24 protein-coding genes are annotated in these 25,489 nt (G+C 44.5%); 19 read left to right on the forward strand and 5 right to left on the reverse strand.

The window, feature by feature from the left end; translation table 11 throughout:
- The first annotated feature begins 32 nt into the window (after nt 1-32).
- Genes SJY39_RS03845 through SJY39_RS03855 form a run of 3 tightly spaced genes read left to right on the forward strand, consistent with a single transcriptional unit; the run spans nt 33 to nt 3,047 of the window.
- Nucleotides 33-608 (forward strand): YecA family protein, encoded by a 576-nt coding sequence (locus SJY39_RS03845; protein WP_010435718.1) that lies wholly within the window; start codon nt 33-35, stop codon nt 606-608.
- A 24-nt stretch (nt 609-632) separates the two neighbouring features.
- Nucleotides 633-1,811 carry a 2-octaprenyl-6-methoxyphenyl hydroxylase gene (ubiH, locus tag SJY39_RS03850; RefSeq protein WP_010435721.1) on the forward strand — a complete coding sequence of 393 codons (1,179 nt, stop codon included), beginning with the start codon at nt 633-635 and terminating at the stop codon, nt 1,809-1,811.
- A 12-nt stretch (nt 1,812-1,823) separates the two neighbouring features.
- Entirely contained in the window at nt 1,824-3,047 is a 1,224-nt protein-coding gene (locus SJY39_RS03855; protein ID WP_016788330.1) for an FAD-dependent 2-octaprenylphenol hydroxylase, read from the forward strand.
- Nucleotides 3,048-3,167: 120 nt separating this feature from the next.
- Here the strand turns inward: SJY39_RS03855 and SJY39_RS03860 are convergent, their stop codons facing one another.
- From SJY39_RS03860 to ygfZ, 3 genes are all read right to left on the reverse strand, one after another.
- A complete protein-coding gene (locus tag SJY39_RS03860; RefSeq protein ID WP_010435728.1) occupies nt 3,168-3,374 on the reverse strand; it encodes a DUF1107 domain-containing protein in 207 nt (68 codons plus the stop codon).
- A gap of 563 nt (nt 3,375-3,937) precedes the next feature.
- Nucleotides 3,938-4,399, reverse strand: coding sequence for an aminoacyl-tRNA deacylase (locus SJY39_RS03865; RefSeq protein ID WP_016793496.1), 462 nt, complete (start codon nt 4,397-4,399; stop codon nt 3,938-3,940).
- A 4-nt stretch (nt 4,400-4,403) separates the two neighbouring features.
- Complete coding sequence (gene ygfZ / locus SJY39_RS03870) at nt 4,404-5,375, reverse strand: tRNA-modifying protein YgfZ (RefSeq protein WP_010435735.1); 972 nt, start codon at nt 5,373-5,375, stop codon at nt 4,404-4,406.
- Nucleotides 5,376-5,542: 167 nt separating this feature from the next.
- On the opposite strand from ygfZ, the gene SJY39_RS03875 reads away from it, so the two are divergent.
- Both SJY39_RS03875 and SJY39_RS03880 read left to right on the forward strand, forming a co-directional pair.
- Nucleotides 5,543-5,803: a succinate dehydrogenase assembly factor 2 gene (locus tag SJY39_RS03875; RefSeq protein ID WP_004735374.1), complete on the forward strand. Its 261-nt coding sequence runs from the start codon at nt 5,543-5,545 to the stop codon at nt 5,801-5,803.
- Nucleotides 5,751-6,191, forward strand: coding sequence for a protein YgfX (locus tag SJY39_RS03880; protein WP_315897535.1), 441 nt, complete (start codon nt 5,751-5,753; stop codon nt 6,189-6,191). The genes SJY39_RS03875 and SJY39_RS03880 overlap by 53 nt, the downstream gene beginning before the upstream one ends.
- An 82-nt stretch (nt 6,192-6,273) precedes the next feature.
- On the opposite strand, the gene nadB is transcribed toward SJY39_RS03880, so the two are convergent.
- Nucleotides 6,274-7,890, reverse strand: a complete 1,617-nt coding sequence (nadB, locus tag SJY39_RS03885; protein WP_010435737.1) for an L-aspartate oxidase — start codon at nt 7,888-7,890, stop codon at nt 6,274-6,276.
- Nucleotides 7,891-8,279: 389 nt separating this feature from the next.
- Between nadB and rpoE the strand changes: the two genes are divergently transcribed.
- The 11 genes from rpoE (at nt 8,280) to acpS (ending at nt 17,569) form a co-directional block, all read left to right on the forward strand.
- A complete protein-coding gene (gene rpoE, locus SJY39_RS03890; RefSeq protein WP_008223963.1) occupies nt 8,280-8,858 on the forward strand; it encodes an RNA polymerase sigma factor RpoE in 579 nt (192 codons plus the stop codon).
- Between the two features lie 26 nt (nt 8,859-8,884).
- Complete coding sequence (locus SJY39_RS03895) at nt 8,885-9,508, forward strand: sigma-E factor negative regulatory protein (protein ID WP_010435744.1); 624 nt, start codon at nt 8,885-8,887, stop codon at nt 9,506-9,508.
- On the forward strand, nt 9,505-10,467 hold the full coding sequence (rseB, locus tag SJY39_RS03900) for a sigma-E factor regulatory protein RseB (RefSeq protein ID WP_016793495.1): 963 nt from the start codon (nt 9,505-9,507) through the stop codon (nt 10,465-10,467). Before SJY39_RS03895 ends, rseB begins: the two co-directional genes overlap by 4 nt.
- On the forward strand, nt 10,464-10,934 hold the full coding sequence (locus SJY39_RS03905) for a SoxR reducing system RseC family protein (RefSeq protein WP_010435750.1): 471 nt from the start codon (nt 10,464-10,466) through the stop codon (nt 10,932-10,934). The genes rseB and SJY39_RS03905 overlap by 4 nt, the downstream gene beginning before the upstream one ends.
- Before the next feature lie 137 nt (nt 10,935-11,071).
- A complete protein-coding gene (gene lepA, locus SJY39_RS03910; protein WP_010435753.1) occupies nt 11,072-12,865 on the forward strand; it encodes a translation elongation factor 4 in 1,794 nt (597 codons plus the stop codon).
- 97 nt (nt 12,866-12,962) lie between these two features.
- Entirely contained in the window at nt 12,963-13,859 is an 897-nt protein-coding gene (gene lepB / locus SJY39_RS03915) for a signal peptidase I (RefSeq protein WP_016792824.1), read from the forward strand.
- A 26-nt stretch (nt 13,860-13,885) separates the two neighbouring features.
- On the forward strand, nt 13,886-14,563 hold the full coding sequence (rnc, locus tag SJY39_RS03920; RefSeq protein ID WP_010435759.1) for a ribonuclease III: 678 nt from the start codon (nt 13,886-13,888) through the stop codon (nt 14,561-14,563).
- Nucleotides 14,556-15,527, forward strand: coding sequence for a GTPase Era (gene era / locus SJY39_RS03925; RefSeq protein WP_065100292.1), 972 nt, complete (start codon nt 14,556-14,558; stop codon nt 15,525-15,527). The genes rnc and era overlap by 8 nt, the downstream gene beginning before the upstream one ends.
- A gap of 103 nt (nt 15,528-15,630) precedes the next feature.
- The gene (gene recO / locus SJY39_RS03930) at nt 15,631-16,359 is read left to right on the forward strand and encodes a DNA repair protein RecO (RefSeq protein WP_010435765.1); all 729 of its coding nucleotides are present in this window, start codon (nt 15,631-15,633) and stop codon (nt 16,357-16,359) included.
- Complete coding sequence (pdxJ, locus tag SJY39_RS03935; RefSeq protein WP_009847651.1) at nt 16,356-17,093, forward strand: pyridoxine 5'-phosphate synthase; 738 nt, start codon at nt 16,356-16,358, stop codon at nt 17,091-17,093. The genes recO and pdxJ overlap by 4 nt, the downstream gene beginning before the upstream one ends.
- Before the next feature lie 95 nt (nt 17,094-17,188).
- Nucleotides 17,189-17,569, forward strand: a complete 381-nt coding sequence (gene acpS, locus SJY39_RS03940) for a holo-ACP synthase (RefSeq protein ID WP_065100291.1) — start codon at nt 17,189-17,191, stop codon at nt 17,567-17,569.
- Between the two features lie 116 nt (nt 17,570-17,685).
- Here acpS and barA read toward each other — a convergent pair whose 3' ends face one another.
- Nucleotides 17,686-20,499, reverse strand: a complete 2,814-nt coding sequence (barA, locus tag SJY39_RS03945; RefSeq protein ID WP_010435772.1) for a two-component sensor histidine kinase BarA — start codon at nt 20,497-20,499, stop codon at nt 17,686-17,688.
- 165 nt (nt 20,500-20,664) lie between these two features.
- Here barA and rlmD point away from each other — a divergent pair, with 165 nt between their 5' ends.
- From rlmD to mazG, 3 genes are all read left to right on the forward strand, one after another.
- Nucleotides 20,665-21,984, forward strand: coding sequence for a 23S rRNA (uracil(1939)-C(5))-methyltransferase RlmD (gene rlmD, locus SJY39_RS03950; protein WP_016793493.1), 1,320 nt, complete (start codon nt 20,665-20,667; stop codon nt 21,982-21,984).
- 135 nt (nt 21,985-22,119) lie between these two features.
- Nucleotides 22,120-24,342 (forward strand): GTP diphosphokinase, encoded by a 2,223-nt coding sequence (gene relA, locus SJY39_RS03955; protein ID WP_016793492.1) that lies wholly within the window; start codon nt 22,120-22,122, stop codon nt 24,340-24,342.
- 276 nt (nt 24,343-24,618) lie between these two features.
- Nucleotides 24,619-25,416, forward strand: coding sequence for a nucleoside triphosphate pyrophosphohydrolase (gene mazG, locus SJY39_RS03960; protein ID WP_016793491.1), 798 nt, complete (start codon nt 24,619-24,621; stop codon nt 25,414-25,416).
- The last annotated feature ends 73 nt before the right edge of the window (nt 25,417-25,489 follow it).

A 25,489-nucleotide genomic window follows, 5' to 3' on the forward strand; every position in this document is an offset into this window, starting at 1 on the left:
TCGATATAAAGAATAACTGAGCGAGCTATCTGATGAGCGAAACTACTTTACCTGACTACCTAACGGTTGCGACTGAACTTCAATCGGCAAGTCTAGCCGTAACCCCTGCTGAGATGCATGGTTTATTAACGGGTATGTTGAGCGGAGGCTTAAACCTAACAGATAAAAGCTGGCAACCACTTATCTTTGATTACACCAACGAAGGTATGGGATGGCCAGATCGTGCTTTGACATTAGCGGAAGCGACACTAAAAGTAACGACCAGTGAAATCACAGGTTCAGGTATGGAACTATCTATGTTGCTGCCTGATGAAGATGCAAGTGCAAGCTTGTTTGATTTGGCGGATGGCGTTTCTGACTGGATTAACCACTTTATTTCTGGTTTAGGTCTGGTTGGCGCTCAATTAAACAAAGCGTCTGACGGTACTAAAGAAGCATTAGCTGATCTTGAAGAGATGGCAAAGCTCGGTATCGACGAAGAAGATGATCTAGAAGAGCAAGCACAGTTGCTAGAGCATGTTATTGAGCACGTAAAAGCGTGTGCATTGACAATTCATGCTGAATTCGGTGCTCGCCCATCTGAAGATGTGGCTCCAACCATTCATTAATCCGTTTGTCGGTTTGAGGTTATGATGGCTCAGTATGATGTTGTAATTGCTGGTGGTGCAATGGCAGGGGCTACGTTAGCTCTTGCTCTGAACCAATTAAGTCAAGGTTCCTTGTCGATTGCGGTAGTGGAGCCTTATCAGGTTAACCATCAAGCTCATCCAGGGTTTGATTCTCGTTCGATTGCTTTGTCTTATGGCACGGTACAGATCCTCGATTCTTTGCACTTGTGGCAAGCTATTGCTCCGGTTGCGACTCCGATTAAAGATATTCACGTATCGGATCGAAGTCATGCCGGAATGACAGATATCTACAGTGAAGAGCTTGCGGTAGATGCACTTGGCTATGTGGTTGAATTGGCGGATGTGGGGCGAATCTATCAGCAAAAGCTTGAATCAGAAGCCACAATTACGATGCTTTGCCCTGAGTCTGTCAGTAACGTGGTACGTGATGAAGCACTAACTACCATTGAACTGACAAGTGGAAAGACAGTCACAACCAAATTATTGGTTGCTGCTGATGGTGCTATCTCAACCTGTTGCCAGCAACTGAATATACCATTGAGTGAACATGACTTTGAGCAAGTCGCTGTGATTGCTAATATTGTGGCGAGTGAACCCCATCAAGGTCGAGCATTTGAGCGTTTTACTCATCATGGGCCCGTCGCTCTATTACCGATGAATGACAACCGTTTGTCGCTGGTTTGGTGTTTGTCACCGGAACAAGCACATCAAGTTATGGCTTTAAACGATGACGAATTTCTTGAGCAGTTGCAGAATGACTTTGGTTGGCGACTTGGCCGATTAAAGAAGGTAGGCAAGCGTGCTAACTACCCATTGATTCTTCGCCACCGCCAACAAAATATTTCTCATCGATTCGCGATTATAGGTAATGCAGCTCAAACTCTTCACCCGATTGCCGGGCAAGGTTTTAACCTCGGTATTCGTGACGTCGCTTCATTAGCTGAAGAGCTGTGTTCTCAATTGGATGACGTGGGTCGTTATACCGGTCTTGTTAACTTTAGAAAGCGTAGAGAACAAGACAGAGATACCACGATAACGCTGACATCAAGCCTAGTCCACCTGTTTTCAAACGATTTTTTGACTGCTCGTATTGGGCGAAATCTTGGGTTAGCTGTCATCGATAACCTCCCACCTCTTAAAGGTCCACTTTTGCGTCATACGCTTGGCCTAGTAGAAAGATAAGGTAGAAAAATAATGATGCAAAGTGTTGATATCGCCATTGTTGGCGGTGGCATGGTTGGTTTAGCACTCGCTGCAGCACTGAAAGACAGTGACTTAAGAATTGCTGTTATTGAAGGCAAGGCACCTAGCGAAGGGCTTAGTGAATTACCTGATGTTCGAGTTTCGGCTCTGAGTCGTTCGAGCGAATTGATTCTTCGTAATTTAGGCGCATGGCAAGGCATTGAACAAAGGCGCGCTGCACCTTACCAAGCGATGGAAGTATGGGAACAAGACAGCTTTGCTCGCATTGAGTTTGATTCAACGCGCTTGGCTCAGCCTAATCTTGGCCACATTGTTGAAAACCGTGTGATCCAATTAGCTTTGCTTGAGCAGGTTAAGAAGCAAGACAACGTTAGCCTATACATGCCTGCAATCTGCAAAACGATGGCGATTGGTGAAAGCGAAGCATGGTTAACATTAGATAATGGACAAGCACTGACAGCCAAGTTGGTCGTTGGAGCGGACGGCGCAAATTCTTGGGTTCGTAAGCAGCAAGACATCCCTCTGACACATTGGGATTACGGCCACAGTGCGATTGTCGCGAATATCAAGACCACAGAGCCGCATCACAGCGTTGCTCGTCAGATATTCACACCACAAGGGCCTTTGGCATTCCTACCAATGCAGCCAAGCCATATGAGTTCGATTGTTTGGTCAACGGATCCTAATCGTGCAGAGAAGCTTGTATCAATGTCAGATGCTGATTTTAACAAGCAACTGACTGCTGAATTTGACTCAAAACTTGGCTTATGCGAAGTGGTTGGTGATCGTTTTGCCTTCCCTCTGCGCATGCGTTATGCACGTGACTTTGCTGTAGAGCGTGTTGCTTTGGTGGGTGATGCTGCTCATACGATTCACCCGTTAGCAGGGCAAGGCGTGAACCTTGGCCTATTAGACGCAGCAAGCTTAGCGCAAGAGCTATTAACGTTATGGGGTGCTGGTGAGGATATTGGTACCAAGCGCAATCTTCGTGGTTATGAGCGCTGGAGAAAAGCAGAGGCGGCGAAAATGATTGCTTCAATGCAGGGCTTTAAAGATCTGTTTGAAGGCGATAATCCAGCCAAGAAGTTGATTCGTGGCATCGGTATGAAGCTAGCGGGTCAACTGCCTGGCGCGAAAGATGAAATCATGAAGCGGGCACTTGGCTTATCAGGTAATCTTCCTGATTTAGCCAAACGTCCCGTATCGCAACGATAGTCGCGCACGACGAGTCATTGTTGATAGCAAATAGAAGATTTTAGTCATTGCATCACAAACACGAAAAAAGGGTTGGCATAATGCCAACCCTTTTTGTTTTTAATTCTTTAGGTAATCAGATCATGCGTATGCGCAGCGCAGTTTCATAATTTCACTATTTATCTCTTTCACAGTTTGAAAGTGACGTTTTTCTGCTCGATCTGGCAGCACTAGTTTACCGTTATCAAACTCAAATTTTCCTACGCCGTAAATGTAGATTCGTCCTTTGAAAAGTCGACTTACATGTTTAGCAATCATACCCGGTGTATAGCGCTTAAACAGTCTCATTCTAAATTATCCTTATATTTACCTAGCCTGCATATTATAGAAAAACTCCGAGATAATAAGTGTGACAAGTATGGAGTTATATGCAGTAGAGTTAACGTGAATTAGATATTTGTGCTGCTCTAAGCACTTTCTTCAGTAAATATCTATTTTTACGTGAGCTCCTCCCCAAAATAATACTGAGTAGTGAACTGCTGTGAACTTTCCTGTCCGGTATTAAGCAGTGGTAATGTTACAAGTATAAGAATAGGCGGGATTTTTTTGTTTGTGTAATCAAATTGTAAATTTTAAGTATAAAAAAAGCCCGTCTAAAACGGGCGAATAGTCACAGATGCATTACACAAAAGTGGATACTGATGTTACTCAGTGGATTCACTTGTACTGATTTGCCTTAAGGCGAGTCAGTAAACCCACAATAACGCAAATTCACCTCTGTGACTACTTATGCTTTTATTTTGATTAAATATTTACTACTACAGTGCTCTTCTTATGACAAACTTCACACTAAAAATGTACTCAATGCAAAGTTGTAGTTAAGTTTGAGAGCGAAGGCGCGATCGAAAAGATCATCGACTGATGTCTGCAACGATTGGTGCACAAAGTGCCATTAGATCATTGGGATTCAGCGCAACTCCAGCCATTCGGTCACCGGAGCTAATAGTAACGGTCGAGTTTTTTTGAATGGAAGGATCAAAAATGATCGGCATGTGTCTCTTCAGAGCAATCGGCCCGACACATCCAGCTTTAAAGCCGGTGATGGCTTCAACATCTTTCAGTGATACGCAGGTCATTCGACGGCAATTCAGTACCGAGCGTACTTTCTTCGGGTCGATAGGGCGATCACCAGCAATACAAGCTAACGCATACTGGTTTCCCATATCCTTGAGCAGGATGCACTTGACCATTTGAGAGGCATCGATGCTTCGTTCTTGCGCTGTCTCTTCAATGCTGGTGGTTGGTTTGCTTTGCATCAGCAGGCGATAGTCCACCTGCTGTTGATCTAACCATTGTGTTATCAGTGTTTCCACGTGGTCACTCTTCGTCAAGGCTGTAAGGCAGTGGCAGAATGTTCCACACTTGGTCAGGTTGTGCTGTCAATCGAAGCTGAACATCGTCATCAAGGTTGTTTGGTAGCACCATCAAACCAATCGCGTAGTTATCAGCAAATTGATACACGTTTAATAGTCGACCTGCACCACGCCAGTTTTCACCCACACTGCGTTCTAGTTCAATCGTATTCTCAAGAGACAGTACATCTGAAGTCGTTCCTGAAACAATACGCATTTCACGCTTGTTCATGCCACGATACTTAGCACGAGCAACCGTTTCTTGACCTGTGTAGCAGCCTTTTGAAAAGCTGATACCGCCAATCGCTTGCAGGTTAAGTGCTTGAGGAATGTGTTCGTTTTGCTCTGCTTTCGATAGGTTAGGCTGAGCATCAAGAATTTCATGATACTGCCATAGCGCTTCTGATACTTTCTCCGCAGCGCTGTTTGATACCAAGGCTTCAGCGGCTTCTTCTGTAACAAGTAGAGCCCAGCGGTTATCTGATACTAGAACAGCCGTACCACCAGAGATAGCACGTACATTACCTTGGCTTTCTGAAATGGAATCAATGTATTGATTAGCAGACGCACCCATCACACCGATAACAACGTCAGACGTTTGCTCGATATCGACCTTAGAGAACACCGCGTACTTTTTGATTTCAACGAGCTCTACTTCAATCGCAGATTTAGGCTGCATGAGTGCGTAGCCACCGTTGTGGTGGAACAAACGAAAGATACTCCATACCTTCCCTTTCGCATCACAATGTGCACCTAATGTAGATTCATCATTAGGAAGAGTGACGACATCGCATGTAACTTGACCTTGTAGGTATGATTTTTTGTCATCGCCTATCATGGTAATTGCGCTCCAATCCGACACGTGTGTCATCATCAGTTCTGGAAGCGATTCATTTTGCGTATGAGCGAGCGGCTGAAATGTGTTTTTCCAATCCATTTTATCTTTCCTAAGAATTTTATTTGGCTCTATGTTAATCCGGTTCTGTTTCTTTGTCAGCCTAGGTTTTTTTGTGAGCTTAGATAGGGACTGTGACTCACATAGTAGTTGCAGAGCGTATGACTTGTTACACTCCGAGAAAGAAAAATTATAGGTGAGGATAGCCAATGTACACTGCAGAGCAGAAAGCACGAATTAAATGGGGTTGCCGTCGTGGCATGTTAGAACTTGATGTTGTCATCATGCCATTTTTTGAAGAGTGTTTTGATTCATTGCAAGAGCAGGAACAGCGTGAGTTTGTTTCTCTACTTGAGTGTGATGACCCAGATTTGTTTACTTGGGTGATGGGACACGGACGCAGTGAAAACCTAGGCCATGCATCAATGGTTGATAAAATTGTCGCACACAACCTCAGCAAGGTTCGTTAAGCTTCAGCTTAACCCTTCGTATTTCGCATTATTTGCAAAAGGCACTATTTTTGGGTGCCTTTTGTTTTTCATTGTCCTATCTTCTATTCCGCTCGTTGTCGCTCTCTATTGTTTATCTCTAATTTTCAGCTTGTTTAGATCCGATCATGTGATCCTTAATACCGCACATGGATACTTTGATTACAAAGAAGATGGTGAGATTCGCCTGAATGATCAATCCTACAAATTAAAGTCAGTCGATAAGACCTGGGCACAGTTTTTCGTTAAGTTAAAATTCGAATGTGGGCACTCGGTACTGCTTTGGCGTGATAGCTGTTGCGAACGTGAATATCGCCATTTTCTGACGAACTTACAACGACCGCATGAGGTTAATGAGAACACTCGATAAAAAGAAAAAGGAGCACTAGGCTCCTTTTCGTTTGATTGCGTTTAGTTAAATAATTGATTCACTAGTCGCTTTTAAATAATGATTATGACTGGTTTTTCTCTGGCGTCAGAATCGTTGGGCCACTGTCTTTTGCAAGCTCAGGGTAATCCAATGTGTAGTGTAAACCGCGACTCTCTTTACGCTGCATCGCACAACGCACCATCAGTTCAGCAACTTGTAATAAGTTACGCAGCTCTAGCAGGTTATTTGAAACCTTAAAGTAGCTGTAGTACTCATGAGTTTCTTGTTGCAACATTTGGATACGACGTAAAGCTCGCTCTAGTCGTTTATCGGTTCGAACAATGCCCATGTAATCCCACATGAACAGGCGTAGTTCGTGCCAGTTATGTTGAATGATAACTTCTTCATCACTGTTGGTGACTTGGCTTTCATCCCATGCTGGCAGTTCAGCACAAAGCTGAGACTGATCGATGTTTTCAACGATGTCTTTGGCTGCAGCCCAGGCGTAAACCACACATTCAAGCAGTGAGTTAGAAGCCATACGGTTCGCACCGTGTAGGCCGGTATAGCTCACTTCACCAATAGCATATAGATTGGTTAGGTCAGTTTGACCTTGCTTATTGACCATGACACCACCACAAGTGTAGTGCGCTGCAGGCACTATCGGGATAGGCTCTTTGGTCATGTCGATACCAAGGTCCATCAAGCGAGTGTGGATCATTGGGAAGTGCGTTGTGATGAAATCTTCAGGCTTGTGGCTGATATCGACATACATGCAGTCAGCACCTAGGCGCTTCATTTCGAAGTCAATCGCACGAGCGACTACATCGCGAGGCGCCAGTTCACCGCGCTCATCGAAGTCCTTCATGAAACGAGAACCATCTGGGCGACGCAAGTAAGCGCCTTCACCACGCAGTGCTTCCGTTAGCAAGAAGTTACGTGCTTCTGGGTGGAACAAGCAAGTTGGGTGGAATTGGTTGAATTCAAGGTTTGCTACTCGACAACCCGCGCGCCAAGCGATAGCAATACCATCACCTGAAGAAACATCTGGGTTAGACGTGTATTGATAAACCTTTGAAGCGCCGCCAGTTGCTAGTACAACAAATTTAGCGCGCACGGTTTCCACGTGTTCTTGGTTACGGTTCCAGATGTAGGCACCGATAACCTTGTCTTTTGAACCACCAACTTTATCTTCAGTGATCAAATCAAGTGCATTGTGGCGCTCGAAGATCTCGATGTTTGGGTGATTATTGACGTTATCTTGTAGTGAGGTTTGCATCGCCATGCCAGTGGCATCGGCCGCATGCAGAATTCTTCGGTGGCTGTGACCACCTTCACGAGTGAGGTGGTATTTCGGTTGACCTTCGGTACTGTTCTCATCTTTATCAAATGGAACGCCGCCATCAATCAGCCACTGAACACACTCTTTTGCATTTTCAGCAATGAATTGAACGGTATCTTCTTCACATAACCCAGCCCCAGCAATTTGAGTATCTTCTACGTGAGACTCAATACTGTCCGACTCATCGAACACCGCGGCGATACCACCCTGTGCGTAATACGTCGATCCTTCGCTGCGTGGTCCTTTGCTCAATACAATTACTTTTGCATGTTCAGCTACACGTAAGGCTAATGACAAGCCTGCCGCACCACTTCCTACCACTAATACATCACACTGATGTTCACGGTTTGCGTTCATAACACTTATTCAATCCCGGGCTATAGTCGAGTTGTCCACTCTCAATTGACTTTGTCTTGTTCTAGGAGATGCGCTAAGACTGTTATAATCTTCCTTGAGCCATCCTAAAACGCTATGCAAAATCAAGATATAGACAGCTATCTAGAAATATTTAATTGCTCAATACCATTGCTTTTGCTCAAGTTTCCCCAAATTTATAGGGATAGCTGTTTTTATTACATCACATTGTGAAACAATAATGGCAAATAATTTTAAGAAAGTTGGAACTTTCGGTATTTGGCTCAGTCACAATAGTGCTCTTGTAGACGGTGGTGTCAATACTACATTTCGCATAATTAGTACCCATATCTGTGAAGGTAAGGGTTATAACAATAGGAGTACCCGCTCGAATGAACGAGCAGCTAACCGATCAAGTGTTGATTGAGCGAGTTCAGAGTGGAGATAAGCAGGCATTTAACTTACTAGTGGTTAAGTATCAAAACAAAGTTTGTAATCTTATCTCTCGATACGTGAATAATTCCGGTGATGTACCTGATGTAGCACAAGAAGCTTTTATTAAAGCTTACCGCGCGATACCTAACTTTCGTGGCGAGAGTGCCTTCTATACATGGCTGTACCGAATTGCCGTGAACACCGCTAAAAATCATATTGTTGCCCAAAGCCGTAGGCCGCCAGCAACAGATGTAGATGCAGAAGATGCAGAATATTACGAAACAGGCAGCGCTTTAAAAGAAATATCGAACCCTGAGAACTTAACGCTGTCAAAAGAATTGAAACAAGTCGTTTTTGGAGCGATTGAAGCGTTACCAGAAGACTTAAAAACTGCAATGACGTTACGTGAGCTTGAAGGTTTGAGCTACGAAGAGATTGCAGAAGTAATGGATTGCCCTGTAGGAACCGTACGTTCGCGTATTTTCCGAGCTCGTGAAGCGGTGGAAAAGAAAATTAAGCCTCTTTTGCAACGCTAGAACTTGTAATAATTATGGTGAAAATAATGGCTGATAAAGAAAAGCTTTCGGCACTCATGGATGGTGAAACGATCGATAAAGCTCTCATAGTAGACTTAGAATCTGATCAAGAAAGCATGGATACCTGGCAGAGTTACCATTTAATTGGTGATGTTATGCGTGGGGATGCGCCAGAAACTCCAGAGTGGAACATTGCTAACAGTGTTGCGGCAGCGCTTGATAATGAGCCTGCTCATGGTTCAATGTCGAATCTGCACCAAGTGAATTTAGAACCGGCTGTTACTCCAATTGAAGAGCAGCCCAAACCTCAGCAAGCGAAGCGTCAGCTTCCTGCGTGGTTACAACAGTTTGGACAAGTTGCCGTGGCAGCGTGTGTTTCTCTGGCCGTTGTTCTAGGTGTTCAGCAATATGGTGGTAGCGATCCAGCAGCACCAGAACAGTTGCCTGTGCTACAAACGATTCCATTTGCGGGCTCTGCTGAACCAGTAAGCTTGACTCGTGACTCTGTTGAAAAGCCTGCATCTGAAGCTAACTTGCAAGAGCAGCGTAAACGCGTTCATGCAATGCTAGAAGATTATGAGCTACAACTAAGATTAAACAGTGATGCATCGCCAATGCAAGATGCACATCTAGAATCGGACATTGAATGAAGAAAATCCTGGTCAGTGCACTGACACTGTTCAGCTTGATGTCTCCAACAGCCTTTGCAGAGGAAACTACTGCAAAGGCATTGTTACATCAAATGAACGAGGCCAGTCAGCATCTAAATTACGAACTCTCCTACATATTGATAAAGAAGAGCAGTATCGAACCTCTGGTTTATCGACATGCAGTTAAAGACGACCAACAACTTGCACACCTTGTTTATCTGAGTGGCCCTGTTCGTGAAGTCATTCGACGTGGCAATGAAGTTAGCTATATCGAACCGGGAACAGAGCCTTTTACTATTCAGTCTGGCAGTATGGTTGCACCTGTTATTCCAATGATTAATCGAGATATCGAATCTCTTAATCAGTTCTACGACTTTGTAAAAGTTGGACGTTCTCGTGAGGCGGGCAGCACCACTCAAGTCCTACGTGTCGTGCCGAAAGACGGCCTTCGTTACTCTTACGTGGTTTGGGTTGATGAAAAAACGAGCCTTCCATTGCGTGCAGACCTTCTTGACCGTGATGGCGAAGTGCTTGAACAGTACCGCACCATCTCTTTCGTGGTGAGTGACAAGATTGCCGAGGCTATGGGAGGCTTGAATCAAGCTCAGTTACCTAAGGTTCTATCACTGCCAGAAGGTCTTGTGAGCGAAACTAACTGGCAAGCTGCCTGGATTCCGGAAGGGTTTAAGTCAAAAGAGCTTAGTCGTTATCAAATGGCAGCGACCGATAAAATGGTCGAAAGTCAGCTGTTTAGTGATGGGTTGTTTAGCTTTTCTGTGTATATCGCCGATAAAGATGAGCATTCATTGAAAGGGCAATTGGTACGCCAAGGGCGCAGAACCTTACACAGCTTAGTGATTGGCGATAAAGAAATCTCTGTCGTTGGTGATATTCCGCCAGAAACCGCCAAACGTGTAGCTCAATCTGTGACGTTCAACAAACAGGTGTCAACGCAATGATGACCGCGTTAGCGACCGTTAGCTCGGTCGAACGAACAGGTAAGCAATATTTTGTTCAGCTGAGCTGTGAACAACAAACTAGTTGTAGCAGTTGCTCTTCTCAAAAAAGCTGCGGCACGGGTATTGTGACTAAGGCTGTTGGCAATAAATCTTTGTTTTGGCAGCTTAAAACCAAAAGTTTAGTCAAAGCAGGACAAATTGTAGAAATTGGCTTTCCAGAAAAAAGCCTACTTCAGTCGGCTGCGATCGTTTATCTCATCCCACTTTTCATGTTGATGATTGGTGCTGGTTTTGGACAACTCTTGTTACAACCCTTGCTCCAAGGGGGCGAGGGGATAGTCATACTCAGTGCAGCGCTGTTTACTGCTGGTGGGATTGCCTTAGCGAAGCGGTTGGCCAAACCTATGGAAGACAAATCCAAGCAAGAAGTCGTATTGATTCGAATTCTAGGTGAGTCTCTCGTCTAATTTATGATGCTTCTTGCCCTTAAATTGGGTAGAATCTGCCAACTTGATTGAAATGCCGCCACCAATGCTGAATCTAGATTGGACGTGTCGCGGCTTTCTTATTATCCCTATTCAAAGAGTTTAGTCACACCAAGCCTATGAAGCACATTCGTAATTTTTCGATTATCGCCCACATCGACCACGGTAAGTCGACCCTTTCTGACCGCTTAATCCAAGTTTGTGGAGGATTAAGTGAACGTGAGATGGCAGCTCAAGTCCTCGATTCTATGGATATAGAACGCGAGCGTGGTATTACAATTAAAGCGCAGAGTGTGACTTTAGATTATAAAGCTAAAGATGGTGAAACTTACCAACTTAACTTTATCGACACTCCTGGACACGTAGACTTTTCTTACGAAGTATCTCGTTCTCTAGCAGCTTGTGAAGGCGCACTTCTTGTAGTGGATGCTGGCCAAGGTGTTGAAGCTCAGACTCTAGCTAACTGTTACACCGCGATTGAAATGGAACTGGAAGTAGTGCCAATCTTGAATAAGATTGACTTACCTGCAGCTGAACCAGAACGTGTTGCAGAAGAAATCGAAGAGATCGTTGGTATCGATGCGATGGAAGCGACTCGCTGTTCTGCGAAAACAGGTTTGGGTGTCGACGACGTTTTAGAGAACATCGTGACGGCAATCCCGCCACCGGAAGGTGATCCTGAAGCGCCGTTACAAGCACTGATCATTGACTCTTGGTTCGATAACTACCTTGGTGTTGTTTCTTTGGTTCGTATTAAAAACGGTAAACTGAAGAAGAACGACAAGATTAAAGTTATGTCGACAGACCAAGTTTGGGGTGTTGATCGTCTAGGTATCTTTACTCCTAAGCAAATCGACACCACTGAGCTAAATACTGGCGAAGTAGGTTGGGTTGTTTGTGGTATTAAAGACATCCTAGGTGCACCGGTTGGTGATACGTTGACGCTTGCTAAAGGCGGCAGCACTGAACGTCTACCTGGTTTCCAAAAAGTGAAACCTCAGGTATATGCAGGCCTATTCCCTGTATCATCTGATGACTACGAGAACTTCCGTGACGCGCTAGGCAAATTAAGCCTGAACGATGCATCGTTGTTCTACGAACCAGAAAGTTCAGCAGCACTTGGTTTTGGTTTCCGTTGTGGCTTCTTAGGAATGCTTCACATGGAGATCATTCAAGAGCGTTTAGAGCGTGAATACGACCTAGACCTAATTACGACTGCACCAACAGTAGTATATGAAGTTGTAAAAACAGATAAAACGGTTCTGTACGTTGATAGCCCGGCTAAACTGCCAGCAGTTAATGACCTAGAAGAAATTCGCGAACCAATTGCACGCTGTAATATTCTGGTACCTTCTGATTACCTAGGTAACGTAATTACACTGTGTGTTGAGAAGCGTGGCGTACAAGTCGACATGGTTTACCACGGTAACCAAGTTGCTGTGACGTATGATCTTCCTATGGCAGAAGTCGTTCTAGACTTCTTCGACCGTCTGAAGTCAACGTCTCGCGGTTACGCATCATTGGATTACAACTTCCAACGCTACGAGCCATCAAACATGGTACGTGTCGACGTATTGCTGAATGGCGAAACCGTTGATGCATTAGCGATCATTACGCATAAAGATATTGCCCAGTCTCGTGGTCGTCTACTGGTAGAGAAGATGAAAGAATTCATCCCTCGTCAGATGTTCGATATCGCGATTCAAGCAGCGATTGGTAACCACATCATTGCTCGTTCTACAGTGAAACAACTGCGTAAGAACGTAATCGCAAAATGTTATGGTGGTGATATCAGTCGTAAGAAGAAACTTCTTAAGAAACAAAAAGAAGGTAAGAAGCGTATGAAGCAGATCGGTAACGTTGAACTGCCTCAAGAAGCTTTCCTTGCAATCCTTCATGTTGGAAAAGACTAACTTTATCCAGCATTAAACGAATAATTGAAAGTGAAAGAGTAGCTCGCTACTCTTTCACTTTCGTTATTTTTAAAGAAATGAAATTTAAGGGATATCAATGGCTAACACATTTTCGCTTATCTTAGTGATCGTAACTCTAGTAACCGGCATTGTATGGGCGTTGGAAAAGTTTGTGTGGGCGAAGAAGCGCCAGCAAAAGCTTGCTGACGTTGAAGCACAATCGAATGGCCTAGACGCTGAAATCAGCGCAAAAGTTACGGCTCAGCCTTGGTGGGTTGAGAACAGTGTGTCTATTTTCCCGGTAATTGCATTTGTTTTGATCTTGCGTTCATTCATCTATGAACCGTTTCAAATCCCTTCTGGCTCGATGATGCCAACCCTTTTGGTTGGTGATTTCATCTTGGTAGAGAAGTACGCGTACGGTCTGAAAGACCCAGTATGGCGAACTCAATTGGTAGAAACAGGCAAACCAGAACGCGGTGACTCAATCGTATTTAAGTATCCACCTCAGCCGAACATTGACTACATTAAGCGTGTTGTTGGTATGCCAGGTGATACGATTCGCTACAGCAGTCGTAAAGAGATCTGTATTCAGGCGAAGGGTACAAGTAGCTGTGAACCAGTGAAACTAAGTAACGTTGAAGAAAGTCAATTTATTCAAGATGGTGTGCCTCTGATTCAGCTGAACGAACAGCTTGGAGACGTAGAGCACCAGATTTTAGTTAACCCATTACGTCGTGATCGTGTGCAAGCATATCAGCCTCGCAATGGTGTTAATGAATGGGTCGTTCCAGAAGGCCAGTACTTTGTGATGGGTGATAACCGTGACAACAGTGCCGATAGCCGTTACTGGGGCTTTGTCCCTGAAGCAAACCTTGTTGGTAAGGCTGTTGCTATTTGGATCAGCTTCGAATTCGAACGCGGTTCAGACAGTATACTTCCAACATGGATTCCTACTGGTGTGCGTTTTAATCGCATCGGTGGGATTCATTAATCGATCACATAACACATCGAGAGAGCATGAATTCTCCAATTGATAAACTAGAGAGAAAGATTGGCTATCAGTTTAATGATGCCGATCTTATCCACTTGGCGCTGACTCACCGCAGCGCCGCAGGTAAACATAACGAACGTCTTGAGTTTCTGGGCGATTCAATTTTAAGTTTTGTTATCGCTGATGATCTTTACCACCGTTTTCCTAAGGTAAACGAAGGTGATATGAGCCGCATGCGCGCAACATTAGTACGTGGTCATACATTGGCAGAACTAGGTCGTGAATTCGAACTAGGAGATTACTTAAAATTAGGTCCAGGTGAGTTGAAGAGTGGCGGTTTCCGTCGCGATTCTATTCTAGCGGATGCTGTCGAAGCGATCATCGGTGCTGTCTATTTAGATAGTGACACCGAAGTGGTTCGCGGCATTATTTTAAGCTGGTACCAATCTCGCCTAGATGCTATTCAGCCTGGAGTATCTCAAAAAGATCCGAAAACTCGTCTACAAGAGTTTTTGCAAGGTCGAAGAAATCCTCTACCTGTCTACACAGTGACTAATATTAAAGGTGAAGCACACAACCAAGAGTTTACGGTTGAGTGTGAAGTGGCAGGTGTGGATAAACCTGTTATCGGTAAAGGCACTAGCCGCCGCAAGGCAGAACAAGCGGCTGCTGAAACAGCATTAGAGCAACTAAGCAATGTCTGATAACAATCAAGATTTCGATATCGATGCATTCTTTTCATCTGATAGCAAAAAAACGGGCCTACCGGAAAACCAACACTGTGGCTTCATCGCTATTGTCGGTCGCCCAAACGTAGGTAAGTCGACGCTTCTGAACCATATTCTGGGACAGAAAATTTCTATTACATCACGTAAACCTCAGACGACACGTCACCGTATTATGGGCGTAGAAACTGAAGGTGATTACCAAGCGATTTTTGTTGATACTCCTGGACTTCATATTGAAGAAAAGCGTGCAATCAACCGCTTGATGAACCGTGCGGCGAATAGCTCACTGAGTGATGTGAACCTAGTATTCTTCCTTGTTGACGGTACACATTGGACTGAAGATGATGAAATGGTATTGAATAAGCTGAGAAAAACAGATTTCCCAGTGGTACTTTGTATTAACAAAGTAGATAACGTTCAAGACCGTACAGATGTAATGCAACACATGATGGAAGTCTCTAAGAAGATGGAATTCGTTGATGTTGTACCTATTTCGGCGAAGCAAGGTAAAAACATTGATGTACTGCGTAAGCACGTACGTGAGCATTTACCGCAAGCGACACATCACTTCCCTGAAGAGTATGTGACTGATCGCTCGCAACGTTTTATGGCATCTGAAATCATCCGTGAAAAGCTAATGCGCTTTACAGGTGATGAGCTACCTTATTCGGTGACGGTTGAAATCGAACGTTTTGATTACAACCCAGATAACGATGGTTTCCATATCAATGCACTGATTCTTGTTGAGCGTACTGGTCAGAAGAAAATGGTGATTGGTAAAGCGGGTGAGAAGATCAAGACGATTGGTCGTGAAGCGCGTATCGATATGGAAGAGCTATTCGGTCGTAAGGTTTACCTAGAGACTTGGGTCAAGGTTAAATCTGGTTGGGCTGATGATGAACGTGCACTTCGTTCACTAGGTTACATCGACGATCTATAATATAGGCTGAGTATCACTTTCTTCGATAAGAAAGTTGAACTAAATATAAATCCAAGAGAGAGTGCGAACTCTCTCTTTTTGTATCTGTAATAAGGGTAAGTGATTGAGCGAAGGGTTACAGCGATGCTTTGTGTTGCACCGTCGACCATACAGTGAGTCGAGCCTGATTCTGGATGTCTTCAGTGAAGAGTTCGGTCGGGTGACGTTGATGTCTAAAGGCGCTCGAAGTAAGCGTTCCAATTTGAAAGGTGCATTGCAACCTTTTACGCCGCTACTGCTTAAGTGGTCAGGCAATGGTTCAATGAAAACGTTACGCCAAGCTGAGCCTATTAGCTTAGGGCTTCCCCTCGCCGGTATCAATCTGTATTCAGCTATGTATGTGAACGAGTTAATCGGCCGAGTATTGATGGCTGAAGTCGCCATGCCTGCCCTTTTTCACGACTATCTTCATGCTTTAACAGAACTGGCTCATAATGAGAACCCTGAGCCAGCGCTGCGTCGTTTTGAGTTGGCTCTATTATCCGCTATGGGATACGGCGTCGACTTTTTACATTGCGCGGGCACCGGTGAAACGATTGATCCTAGTATGACTTATCGCTATCGAGAACAGAAAGGCTTCATCGCTTCGATACGCAGAGATAACCTGACATTCATGGGCGATGAACTTATCGCAATCAGCGAACGTAGGTTTATCACTAAAGAGCAGTTAAAAGCGGCAAAACGCTTTACACGCATAGCCTTAAAGCCGTATCTTGGCGGCAAACCATTAAAAAGTAGAGAGCTATTTATGCCAACAATAGCTCTCTCTAGAGCACGGAGTATTGGAAAATGAGCTCAATCCTTTTAGGCGTTAATATCGACCATATTGCAACACTGCGTAATGCACGTGGTACTAAATACCCAGATCCAGTACACGCAGCTGAAATTGCTGAACGTGCGGGTGCAGATGGCATTACCATTCACTTGCGCGAAGATCGCCGTCATATTGTTGATCGCGATGTACGTATTCTGGCTGAAACTATTCAAACTCGTATGAATTTAGAGATGGCAGTGACGGACGAGATGGTTCAAATTGCACTCGATACTAACCCTGAGTTTGTTTGTCTGGTTCCAGAAAAGCGTGAAGAACTGACGACTGAAGGTGGCTTGGATGTGGTTGGTCAGCTTGAAAAGATCAAAGCGGCGACAGAGAAACTGTCGGCTGCTGGTATCAAAGTATCTCTGTTTATCGATGCTGACCGTGAGCAAATCGATGCGGCAAAAGCGTGTGGCGCACCGTTCATTGAACTGCACACTGGCCACTATGCTGACGCGAAAACAGAAGAAGACCAACAAGACGAACTGAAAAAAATTGCAGCAGGCGCAAGCTACGCTGATGATCTTGGTATTACAGTTAATGCAGGTCATGGTCTGACTTACCATAACGTTGCACCGATTGCGGCACTTCCAGAGATCTATGAGCTGAACATTGGCCACTCGATCATGGGACGCGCAGTCTTTGATGGTTTAAACAAAGCCGTTGCAGACATGAAAGCCGTAATGGAGACAGCACGCAACAACGCTTAGTTCTTTAACGAGTAAGTAGTTTAGTAGTAAGCGTTAAGCGGTTAATCAGTAAAATAGTTAAAGTTAATCGATAGAAATTTGGTAGTAGGGTAAACATGGCTGTTGTTGGATTAGGTACAGATATCGCAGAAATTGAACGTGTCGAAAAGGCGTTGTCGAGAAGTGGTGACGCTTTCGCACAGCGAATTTTGACGGATTCTGAGTTTGAAGTATTTCAGCAACTCAAGCAGAAAGGGCGTTATCTTGCGAAGCGTTTTGCGGCAAAAGAAGCTGCATCTAAGGCGTTAGGCACCGGCATCGCGCTTGGTGTGACCTTTCACGACTTTGAGGTTTCTAATGATGAGCATGGCAAGCCCGTATTGAGTCTGCATAAAAAAGCGCGTGAAATTGCGGAAGCAAGTGGAACCAAGTCGATCCATCTGACTATTTCCGATGAGCGGTATTATGCAGTAGCAACGGTCTTACTCGAATCATAAACAGATTACCGCTAATCTTAATCTAGTTCGAATTCAGAATTAGACAAAAAAAGCAGAGCTCATAGGCTCTGCTTTTTATTGATCTACATTTAGAGCGCTCAGCCGTTCTACCGCTGTTATCTCTTGGCCGGTTTCAAATAATGAATTGCGGTTGCTTGAACCTTATCTAATTCATCTTGAAGTTCAAAAAGTTCTGGCTCGATATCTTCAACGGAAGTGCCTGAACGTAACTCTTTCTCTATCGTCGCACAAACCGATTTTAGCCTTGGGACACCACTGTATGAACTGCTGCCATGCATCTTATGGATTATGTGTATCAACTGTTCAACTGGGTAATCACTGTCTTCAATGGCCTTATCTGCGGCCTCATAAACCTCAGGGATAAAGTCCACTAGCATCTTCAGCATATCGCGTGCGAGATCTTCTTTGTTGGCGGCTTGTTTCATTGCTGCTTGCCAATCAATGATGATGTTCTTATGTTCGTTCGCTTCTGTTTCTGATATTTGACTACTGTCTATTTCAGTGGATACCGCCGGATGCGCTGGATCTATTTTTTCAATGTGCTCAACCTCTGATGTCGAACTCCAATGTATCAACACCTGTTGTAAAACGTGCTCTTCAATTGGCTTGGTGAGGTAGTCATCCATACCTGCTGCAAGCAGTCGATCACGTTCGCCAATCATGGCATGAGCTGTCACGGCTATCACGGGTGTATTCGCATTATTAGCCAGTTTCTTAATGTTCTGACAGGCGGTTACACCGTCCATTTGAGGCATTTGAATGTCCATGAAGACGATATCAAAGTGTGTTTCTGTTGCCTTGTCGATCGCTTGCTGACCACTGGTGCAACTTATGACCGTTTCTACACGTTCTTTTAGCAACGCGGTAATCAATTTAAGGTTGGCTGGGTTGTCATCAACCGCTAATACCGTGAGCGGCAACTTCTCTTCCGAGTGAGTCTCAATCGCTGGTGCAATCAAGGTTGGCGCCTGATTAGAGACGAGAGTTTGCAACAGTTTTTTACGAGAGAGAGGTTTGGTTATGCACTGAACATCGACCTCTTTCATTAATTGCTCACCCAGCGCGAGTTCGGTACTTGGTGTTCCTATAATTACATTTTGAGCGATCTTCTTAGCGCCAATAGCCCAACCACTTACGGTATCAAATTGGTATTCTTGATTTGCAGCAAGGTTGAGTAGAACGTAGTCATACGAGGTAGACTCGTCCGGCATCACCGAACGATAAGTGACCACTAAGCCTTCTTGGGTCAAGATCTGCTGAGTGATCGATGCCGCTTGCATATTTGGTTCGATCAGCAGGAGCTGTTTGTCTTGTAGGCACTGTGTTTCGATAAGCTCTGTCATTGGCATATCGGTAGAAGAAAGTCTCAACGTAAACCAGAACGTAGAACCTTGGTGTAGGCGACTGGTTAAGCTTATCTCTCCTCCCATCTGGCTCACCAGCTTTTGGGTAATAACTAGGCCTAAACCAGTACCGCCATAACGACGAGAAATACTTGCATCGGCTTGGCTGAACGCTTGGAATAGTTGAGCTTGTTGGCGCTCAGAGATACCAATGCCGGTATCTCGAACCATGAACTGTAGCTCAATGCTATCTTCGGTTTGAGAGCGTAGTTCAACACTGATGTCTATGTTGCCACGCTCAGTGAATTTGATTGAGTTACCTACTAGGTTGGTTAGAATTTGCTGGATTCGGAGTGGGTCTCCTACCACACCTGGTGGAACTTTCGGATCGATCTTAAGCGTCAACTCTAGCCCTTTCTCATGAGCATTGGTTGCTTGAAGGTTCACTACCTCTTCAAGGCTAGCTTGGAACTCAAATGGAATGTTCTCTAGAGCCAGTTTGCCGGCTTCAAGTTTCGAGAAGTCCAAGATATCGTTGATGATGCTAAGCAGGTTGTTGGCTGAGCGTTCAATGGTTTGCAGGTAATCAGTTTGACTGTTCGATAGGTGCGTCTTAAGCATCTGACGAGTAAAACCAATCACCCCGTTCAGCGGCGTTCTCAGTTCGTGAGACATATTCGCTAAAAATTCAGACTTAACTCGCGCCGCTTCTTGAGCTCGTTTTTTCGCGATGTCTAACTCAACGTTTTGAATTTCTAACTGCTCCAGCGTTTCACGTAGATCTGAGGTCGCTTGGTCGATACTGTGCTGCATTTCGACGTGGTATTCTGATAGCGATACCGCCATCGCGTTGATACCGTTTTTCAATGAGTCTAGCTCACCATGCATTTTTCCTTCGATACGCACATCGAGATGACCACGACGAATTCGGTCGACCATATTTTTCATGTGTGTGATCGGTTGCGTTACGTCATGCATCAAGCGAAAAGCAAATACACCAGAGAGCCCAAGCCCAAGAATTAATACCAAGAAAGCAGAGAACACCTCTTGATACTGCTGTAATCGCAGTGATGACAGGTCTAACTCTATCGCAATATAACCGATCGCTTGGTTGGCTTGAGACTGCCCATTGGCTGAGTTGATGTATTGACCCTCAGCGATGATAGGCGTCCGAAGAATCAGCGTGTTATCGAGTAGGTTCGATGAGCTTAAATGCGGAATCGGTTTATCTTTAGGGTAGGTAAGGCTTTCGAAGTCTGGGTGGAAGTTTGAGGTTACAAACAGCTCATGGCGTTCATCAAATACCGCGATACTGCGCACCAGTTTAGAATTTTTTCGATGCGCATAGCTAATCAACTGACGAACAGACTCTCGACTTTCGAGTTTCATGCCTGATTCACTCGCAATCGCCAGTGGTTCAATGATGCTAGTACCAGTATTAACCACTTGACCCTCAAGGTCTTGATAGCGGTTAAATGAGAAAAATGCACTCAATAGCAGCCCAATAATCAGGGTTGGAGCTAGAGTTAAGGTAATTACACGGGCTCTTAAGCCATATCTGGTCATGTTCTTTAATTACATCGAGGTCTGGATATGGGAAAATAACGCACACAATGGCGGTTAAGTGAACGGTAAGCTTAATCAAAGCCGTGACGTTCGACAATGATTCCAAGACATAATAGTGAGTCCTGGATACCAATTACTTATTAAAAGATACATTAGGCACAAGCAATGGCACGTTTTTTCCAACCAAAAAAGAAAACTCAACTCGAGACCAAGCATCAATCGGTTTTGGTTGAACGAATGGATCACAATGGCGCTGGCATCGCTTATCAGAAGAATAAACCCGTTTTCATTGATGGCGCATTGCCAGGTGAGCAGGTGGTTATTCAACTTACTGAGAGCAAAAGTAAGTTTTCGCGAGCAAAACTTATCAAATTACTTAAACCGAGTGAGCTGCGATTAAAGCCATTTTGTAATCACTTTAATCAGTGTGGTGGCTGTCACCTTCAACATCTTGGTTACTCTTCTCAGGTTGAGCATAAATCACAATCTTTGACGCATTTGATGAGCCAATATCAAACGGCGAATACTGAAGTTACTCAGCCGATTGTAGGTGATGAAACCGGTTATCGACGTCGCGCGCGTATCAGCCTATTTGTTGACAAGAAGACACAACAGCTTCAATTCGGTTTCCGTAAGAAACAAAGTAAGCAGATTGAAAACATCACCGACTGTGCTGTACTGGATCCTCACCTTAATATATTGCTGCCAAAGCTGAAAAGTTTACTCAATACTTTCAGCAACCTTACGTCTTTAGGACACGTTGAATTGGTTTTGGGCGATACTGGCCCTGTTATGGTGCTACGTCATCTTAAGCCTTTGGTTGAGAAAGATGAGCAAGCATTGATTGCACTCGCTAAAGTTGAAGGTGCTACGTTGTATACTATGCCAGAAACGGACAAGCTTATTCGTTTAGTTGGCGATACGCCTTCTTATAGCGAAACTGGCGTAATGTTACCGTTTGAACCAAACCACTTTATTCAAGTAAACCAGAAAGTGAACCAGCAAATGGTTGCTCAAGCGATTGAATGGCTAGAACCTCAAGCCGATGAGCGAGTGCTTGATCTGTTCTGCGGCCTGGGTAACTTCAGTTTACCGATCGCGCAACAATCGGCATTTGTGGTGGGTGTTGAAGGTGTAGATGAAATGGTCCAACAGGCCACATCTAATGCAGCATTAAACCAGTTAAGCAATACGGATTTCTACCAAGCAAACCTAGAAGAAGAGCTGTCTTCACAACCTTGGGCAAAAGAGAAATTTGATAAAATATTGCTTGACCCTGCCCGTGCTGGAGCGAGTGGGATCGTTGATCAAATTTCAGCGCTAGGAGCGAAGCGTGTGGTTTATGTTTCGTGTAATCCTGCTACTCTAGCTAGAGATTCTGAGAGCTTAGAAAAACAAGGCTATCAATTGGCCAAATTGTGTATGCTAGACATGTTCCCGCACACCAGTCATCTAGAATCGATGGCTCTCTTTATCAAGGCTTAGAGGCCTCTAAATAAGGCTTCAAAATGAATCAAAAAGGTGCAGGAAAGCCTGCGCTGATATCAATATGGTCGAACTAACTTGGAATCAGTTAGTCATATTGAATTGGGTATAAAACATAATAACTAGGAAGGCATGATGGTTGCGGTAAGAAGCGCACATTTAAACCCAAGCGAACAGTTTGAGCTAGAAAGTTGGATTGCGTCATTGAATCAAGACGCAAAGACCTCGAATAAACTGATCAAAGTTTATCGTCACTGTGAAGAGCTGTTAAAAGATCACGATCAAGCGTCTCTCCTGCTTTGGCGTGGGCGTGAGATGATCGAAATCTTGGTTACGCTGTCTATGGACCGTGCGACGTTGATCGCTGCACAACTTTTCCCAGTCGTCTCAAGTGGTGTTTTTGAGCGTGAAGCGTTTGAAGAATACTACGGCAAAGAAACCGTAAAGCTGATTGATGGCGTTGAAGAAATGGCGGCGTTAGGCCAGCTAAACGTGACCCTTGAAGGCAGTGCTGCCTCGGGTCAAGTCGATAACGTTCGTCGTATGCTACTGGCGATGGTCGACGACTTCCGCTGCGTAGTCATCAAGCTAGCAGAGCGAATTTGTAACCTTATTGAAGTGAAAAAGGCCCCTGATTCTGTGCGCCGTGCGGCAGCAAAAGAGTGTTCTAATATTTATGCTCCACTTGCTAACCGTTTAGGTATTGGTCAGCTGAAGTGGGAAATCGAAGATTACGCGTTCCGTTATCAACAACCCGACACTTATAAGCAGATTGCTAAACAGCTGTCTGAGCGTCGTATCGTCCGAGAACAATACATCACAGACTTTGTTGATGACTTAACGGCAGAAATGAAGCGTTCAAGCATTAATGCGGAAGTCAGCGGTCGACCAAAACACATCTACAGTATCTGGCGTAAAATGCAGAAGAAAGGCTTAGCGTTTGATGAGCTTTTTGATGTGCGTGCAGTGCGTATTATCGCAGATCAACTGCAAGACTGTTATGCCGGTTTGGGTGTGGTTCACACCAAATACAAACACTTACCAAGTGAATTTGATGACTACGTGGCGAACCCTAAGCCAAATGGTTACCAATCAATTCATACTGTAGTTCTGGGCCCTGAAGGCAAGACCATTGAGATTCAAATCCGTACCAAGCAGATGCATGAAGACTCTGAGCTTGGTGTCGCTGCGCACTGGAAGTACAAAGAAGGTGCTTCAAGCGGACGCAGTGGTTACGACGAGAAAATTACTTGGTTGCGTAAACTTATCGACTGGCAAGAAGAGATGTCTGATTCTGGCGAGATGCTGGATGAAGTTCGTAGCCAAGTATTCGATGACCGCGTTTATGCCTTTACACCACGAGGTGACGTGGTTGATTTACCTATGGGTGCAACCCCACTGGACTTCGCTTACCACATCCACTCGATGGTTGGACACCGTTGTATCGGTGCCAAAGTTGCTGGTCGAATCGTCCCATTCACTCATAAGCTATCAATGGGTGATCAAGTTGAAATCATCACCCAGAAAGAACCGAACCCTTCACGTGACTGGCTAAACCCAACCACAGGCTTCGTTCATTCTGGTCGTGCTCGTGCAAAAATTAACGCATGGTTCCGTGCTCAAAGTCGTGAGAAAAATCTAGAAGCGGGTCGAGACATCCTTGAGGTTGAACTAGCCAAAGTGGGTGCAACCCTAAAAGATGCCGATCAATATGCTTTGAAACGTTTCAATGTAAATACGCCAGATGAACTCTATGCTGGTATTGGTAGTGGCGATTTGCGTATTAACCAAGTGGTTAATCACATTAATGCCTTGGTTAACAAACCAACAGCGGAAGAAGAAGACAAAAAAGCGTTAGAGAAACTGCTTGAGTCAGAAAACAAACCCGCGCAACAAAGCCGCCCTAAGAAAGATGCGGTTGTCGTTGAAGGCGTTGATAACCTGATGACGCATTTAGCGCGTTGTTGCCAACCTATCCCTGGCGATACAATCAAAGGTTATATCACTCAAGGGCGTGGTATCTCAGTTCACCGGGCTGATTGTGAGCAATTAGGTGAGCTTCACCTGCACGCACCAGAGCGTATCATTGATACCGTCTGGGGTAATGGCTTCGTTGGATCATATATCCTAACGCTGCGTGTTGAAGCGCTAGAGCGGAATGGCTTATTGAAAGATATCACCTCTTTGTTTTCAAATGAAAAGATTAGTGTGACGACAATGAAGAGCCGTATCGACTACAAACGTCAGCTATCGGTGATGGATTTTGATTTGGAAGTGACCAATATTGAAATTCTGAGTCGAGTGACTAGCCGAGTAGAACAAATCAAAGATGTCATGAGCGTAAAACGCCTAGGCTAAAATTCTCGTCATACTTGAAGCTGATGGCGTTGTTGCCTGCGCGCACTCCGGAGTGCCGGCCCAGGCTCATCACATAGACAAGCTATGCTCAGGAGTTTCGCTTGCTTGTCGCCTAGCCACAGTTTCAATTATTTAGAGAATTAGACAGTATCAACAAAGGTGAGTGGTTTTGGCTGCTCACCTTTTTTAGTTCTAATATCTTTTAGTTTGAGTACCTTTTAGTTTCAGTGAAGCTATAAATTTAAAAAATCAAAGACAGTGAATAGGAAGAAAACGATGAATCACCCGATTGAACAACTTGAACAGATTATGACTAAGCTGCGCGATCCTGAAGGTGGCTGTCCTTGGGATTTGAAACAAAACTTTGAAACAATTGTGCCGCATACTATCGAAGAAACATATGAGGTGGTGGACGCGATTTACAACAAAGACTGGCCGAACCTGCAAGAAGAGTTGGGTGACTTGTTGTTTCAGGTAATCTTCTACAGCCAATTAGCAAAAGAGCAGGGCTTGTTTGAGTTCTCTGATGTGGTCGACGGTATCAATGAGAAACTAACACGCCGCCATCCGCATGTTTTTTCTGATACCGAATTTGCAAGTGATGAAGAAATTAATGCTAACTGGGAAGCTGAAAAGGCCAAAGAAAAAGCCGAGGCAGGAAAAACTCAGGAAAGTATTCTAGACTCAATACCAAACTCTCTGCCCGCACTTTCGCGTGCTACAAAGATTCAAAAACAAGTCGCAAAATACGGCTTTGATTGGGACTCTATCGGTCCAGTTGCAGATAAGGTTTTAGAGGAAGTCGATGAGGTGCTAGAAGAAGCGCTTCAAGTGACACCAAATGAAGACATGGTTGAAGAAGAGTTGGGTGATTTACTGTTTGCGACGGTTAATTTGGTCCGACATCTGGGGAAAAATCCGGAATCGGCTCTGACAAAAGCAAACCTGAAATTTTCACGACGTTTTAAAGGCGTCGAACAAATAGTTCGCCAACAAGATAAGGATTTAACCGATTTTTCACTACAACAGCTTGATTCTATGTGGGATGAAGTCAAAGTGGCGGAGAAAAGATAACCAAAGCATTTATCATGAATTGATTTGAAGCAAAAAATAAAAAATAGCAGTGTGATAGATTTCACGTTGTGGC

The sequence above is a fragment of the Vibrio sp. R78045 genome, assembly GCF_042466085.1.
Taxonomy (GTDB): domain Bacteria; phylum Pseudomonadota; class Gammaproteobacteria; order Enterobacterales; family Vibrionaceae; genus Vibrio; species Vibrio cyclitrophicus.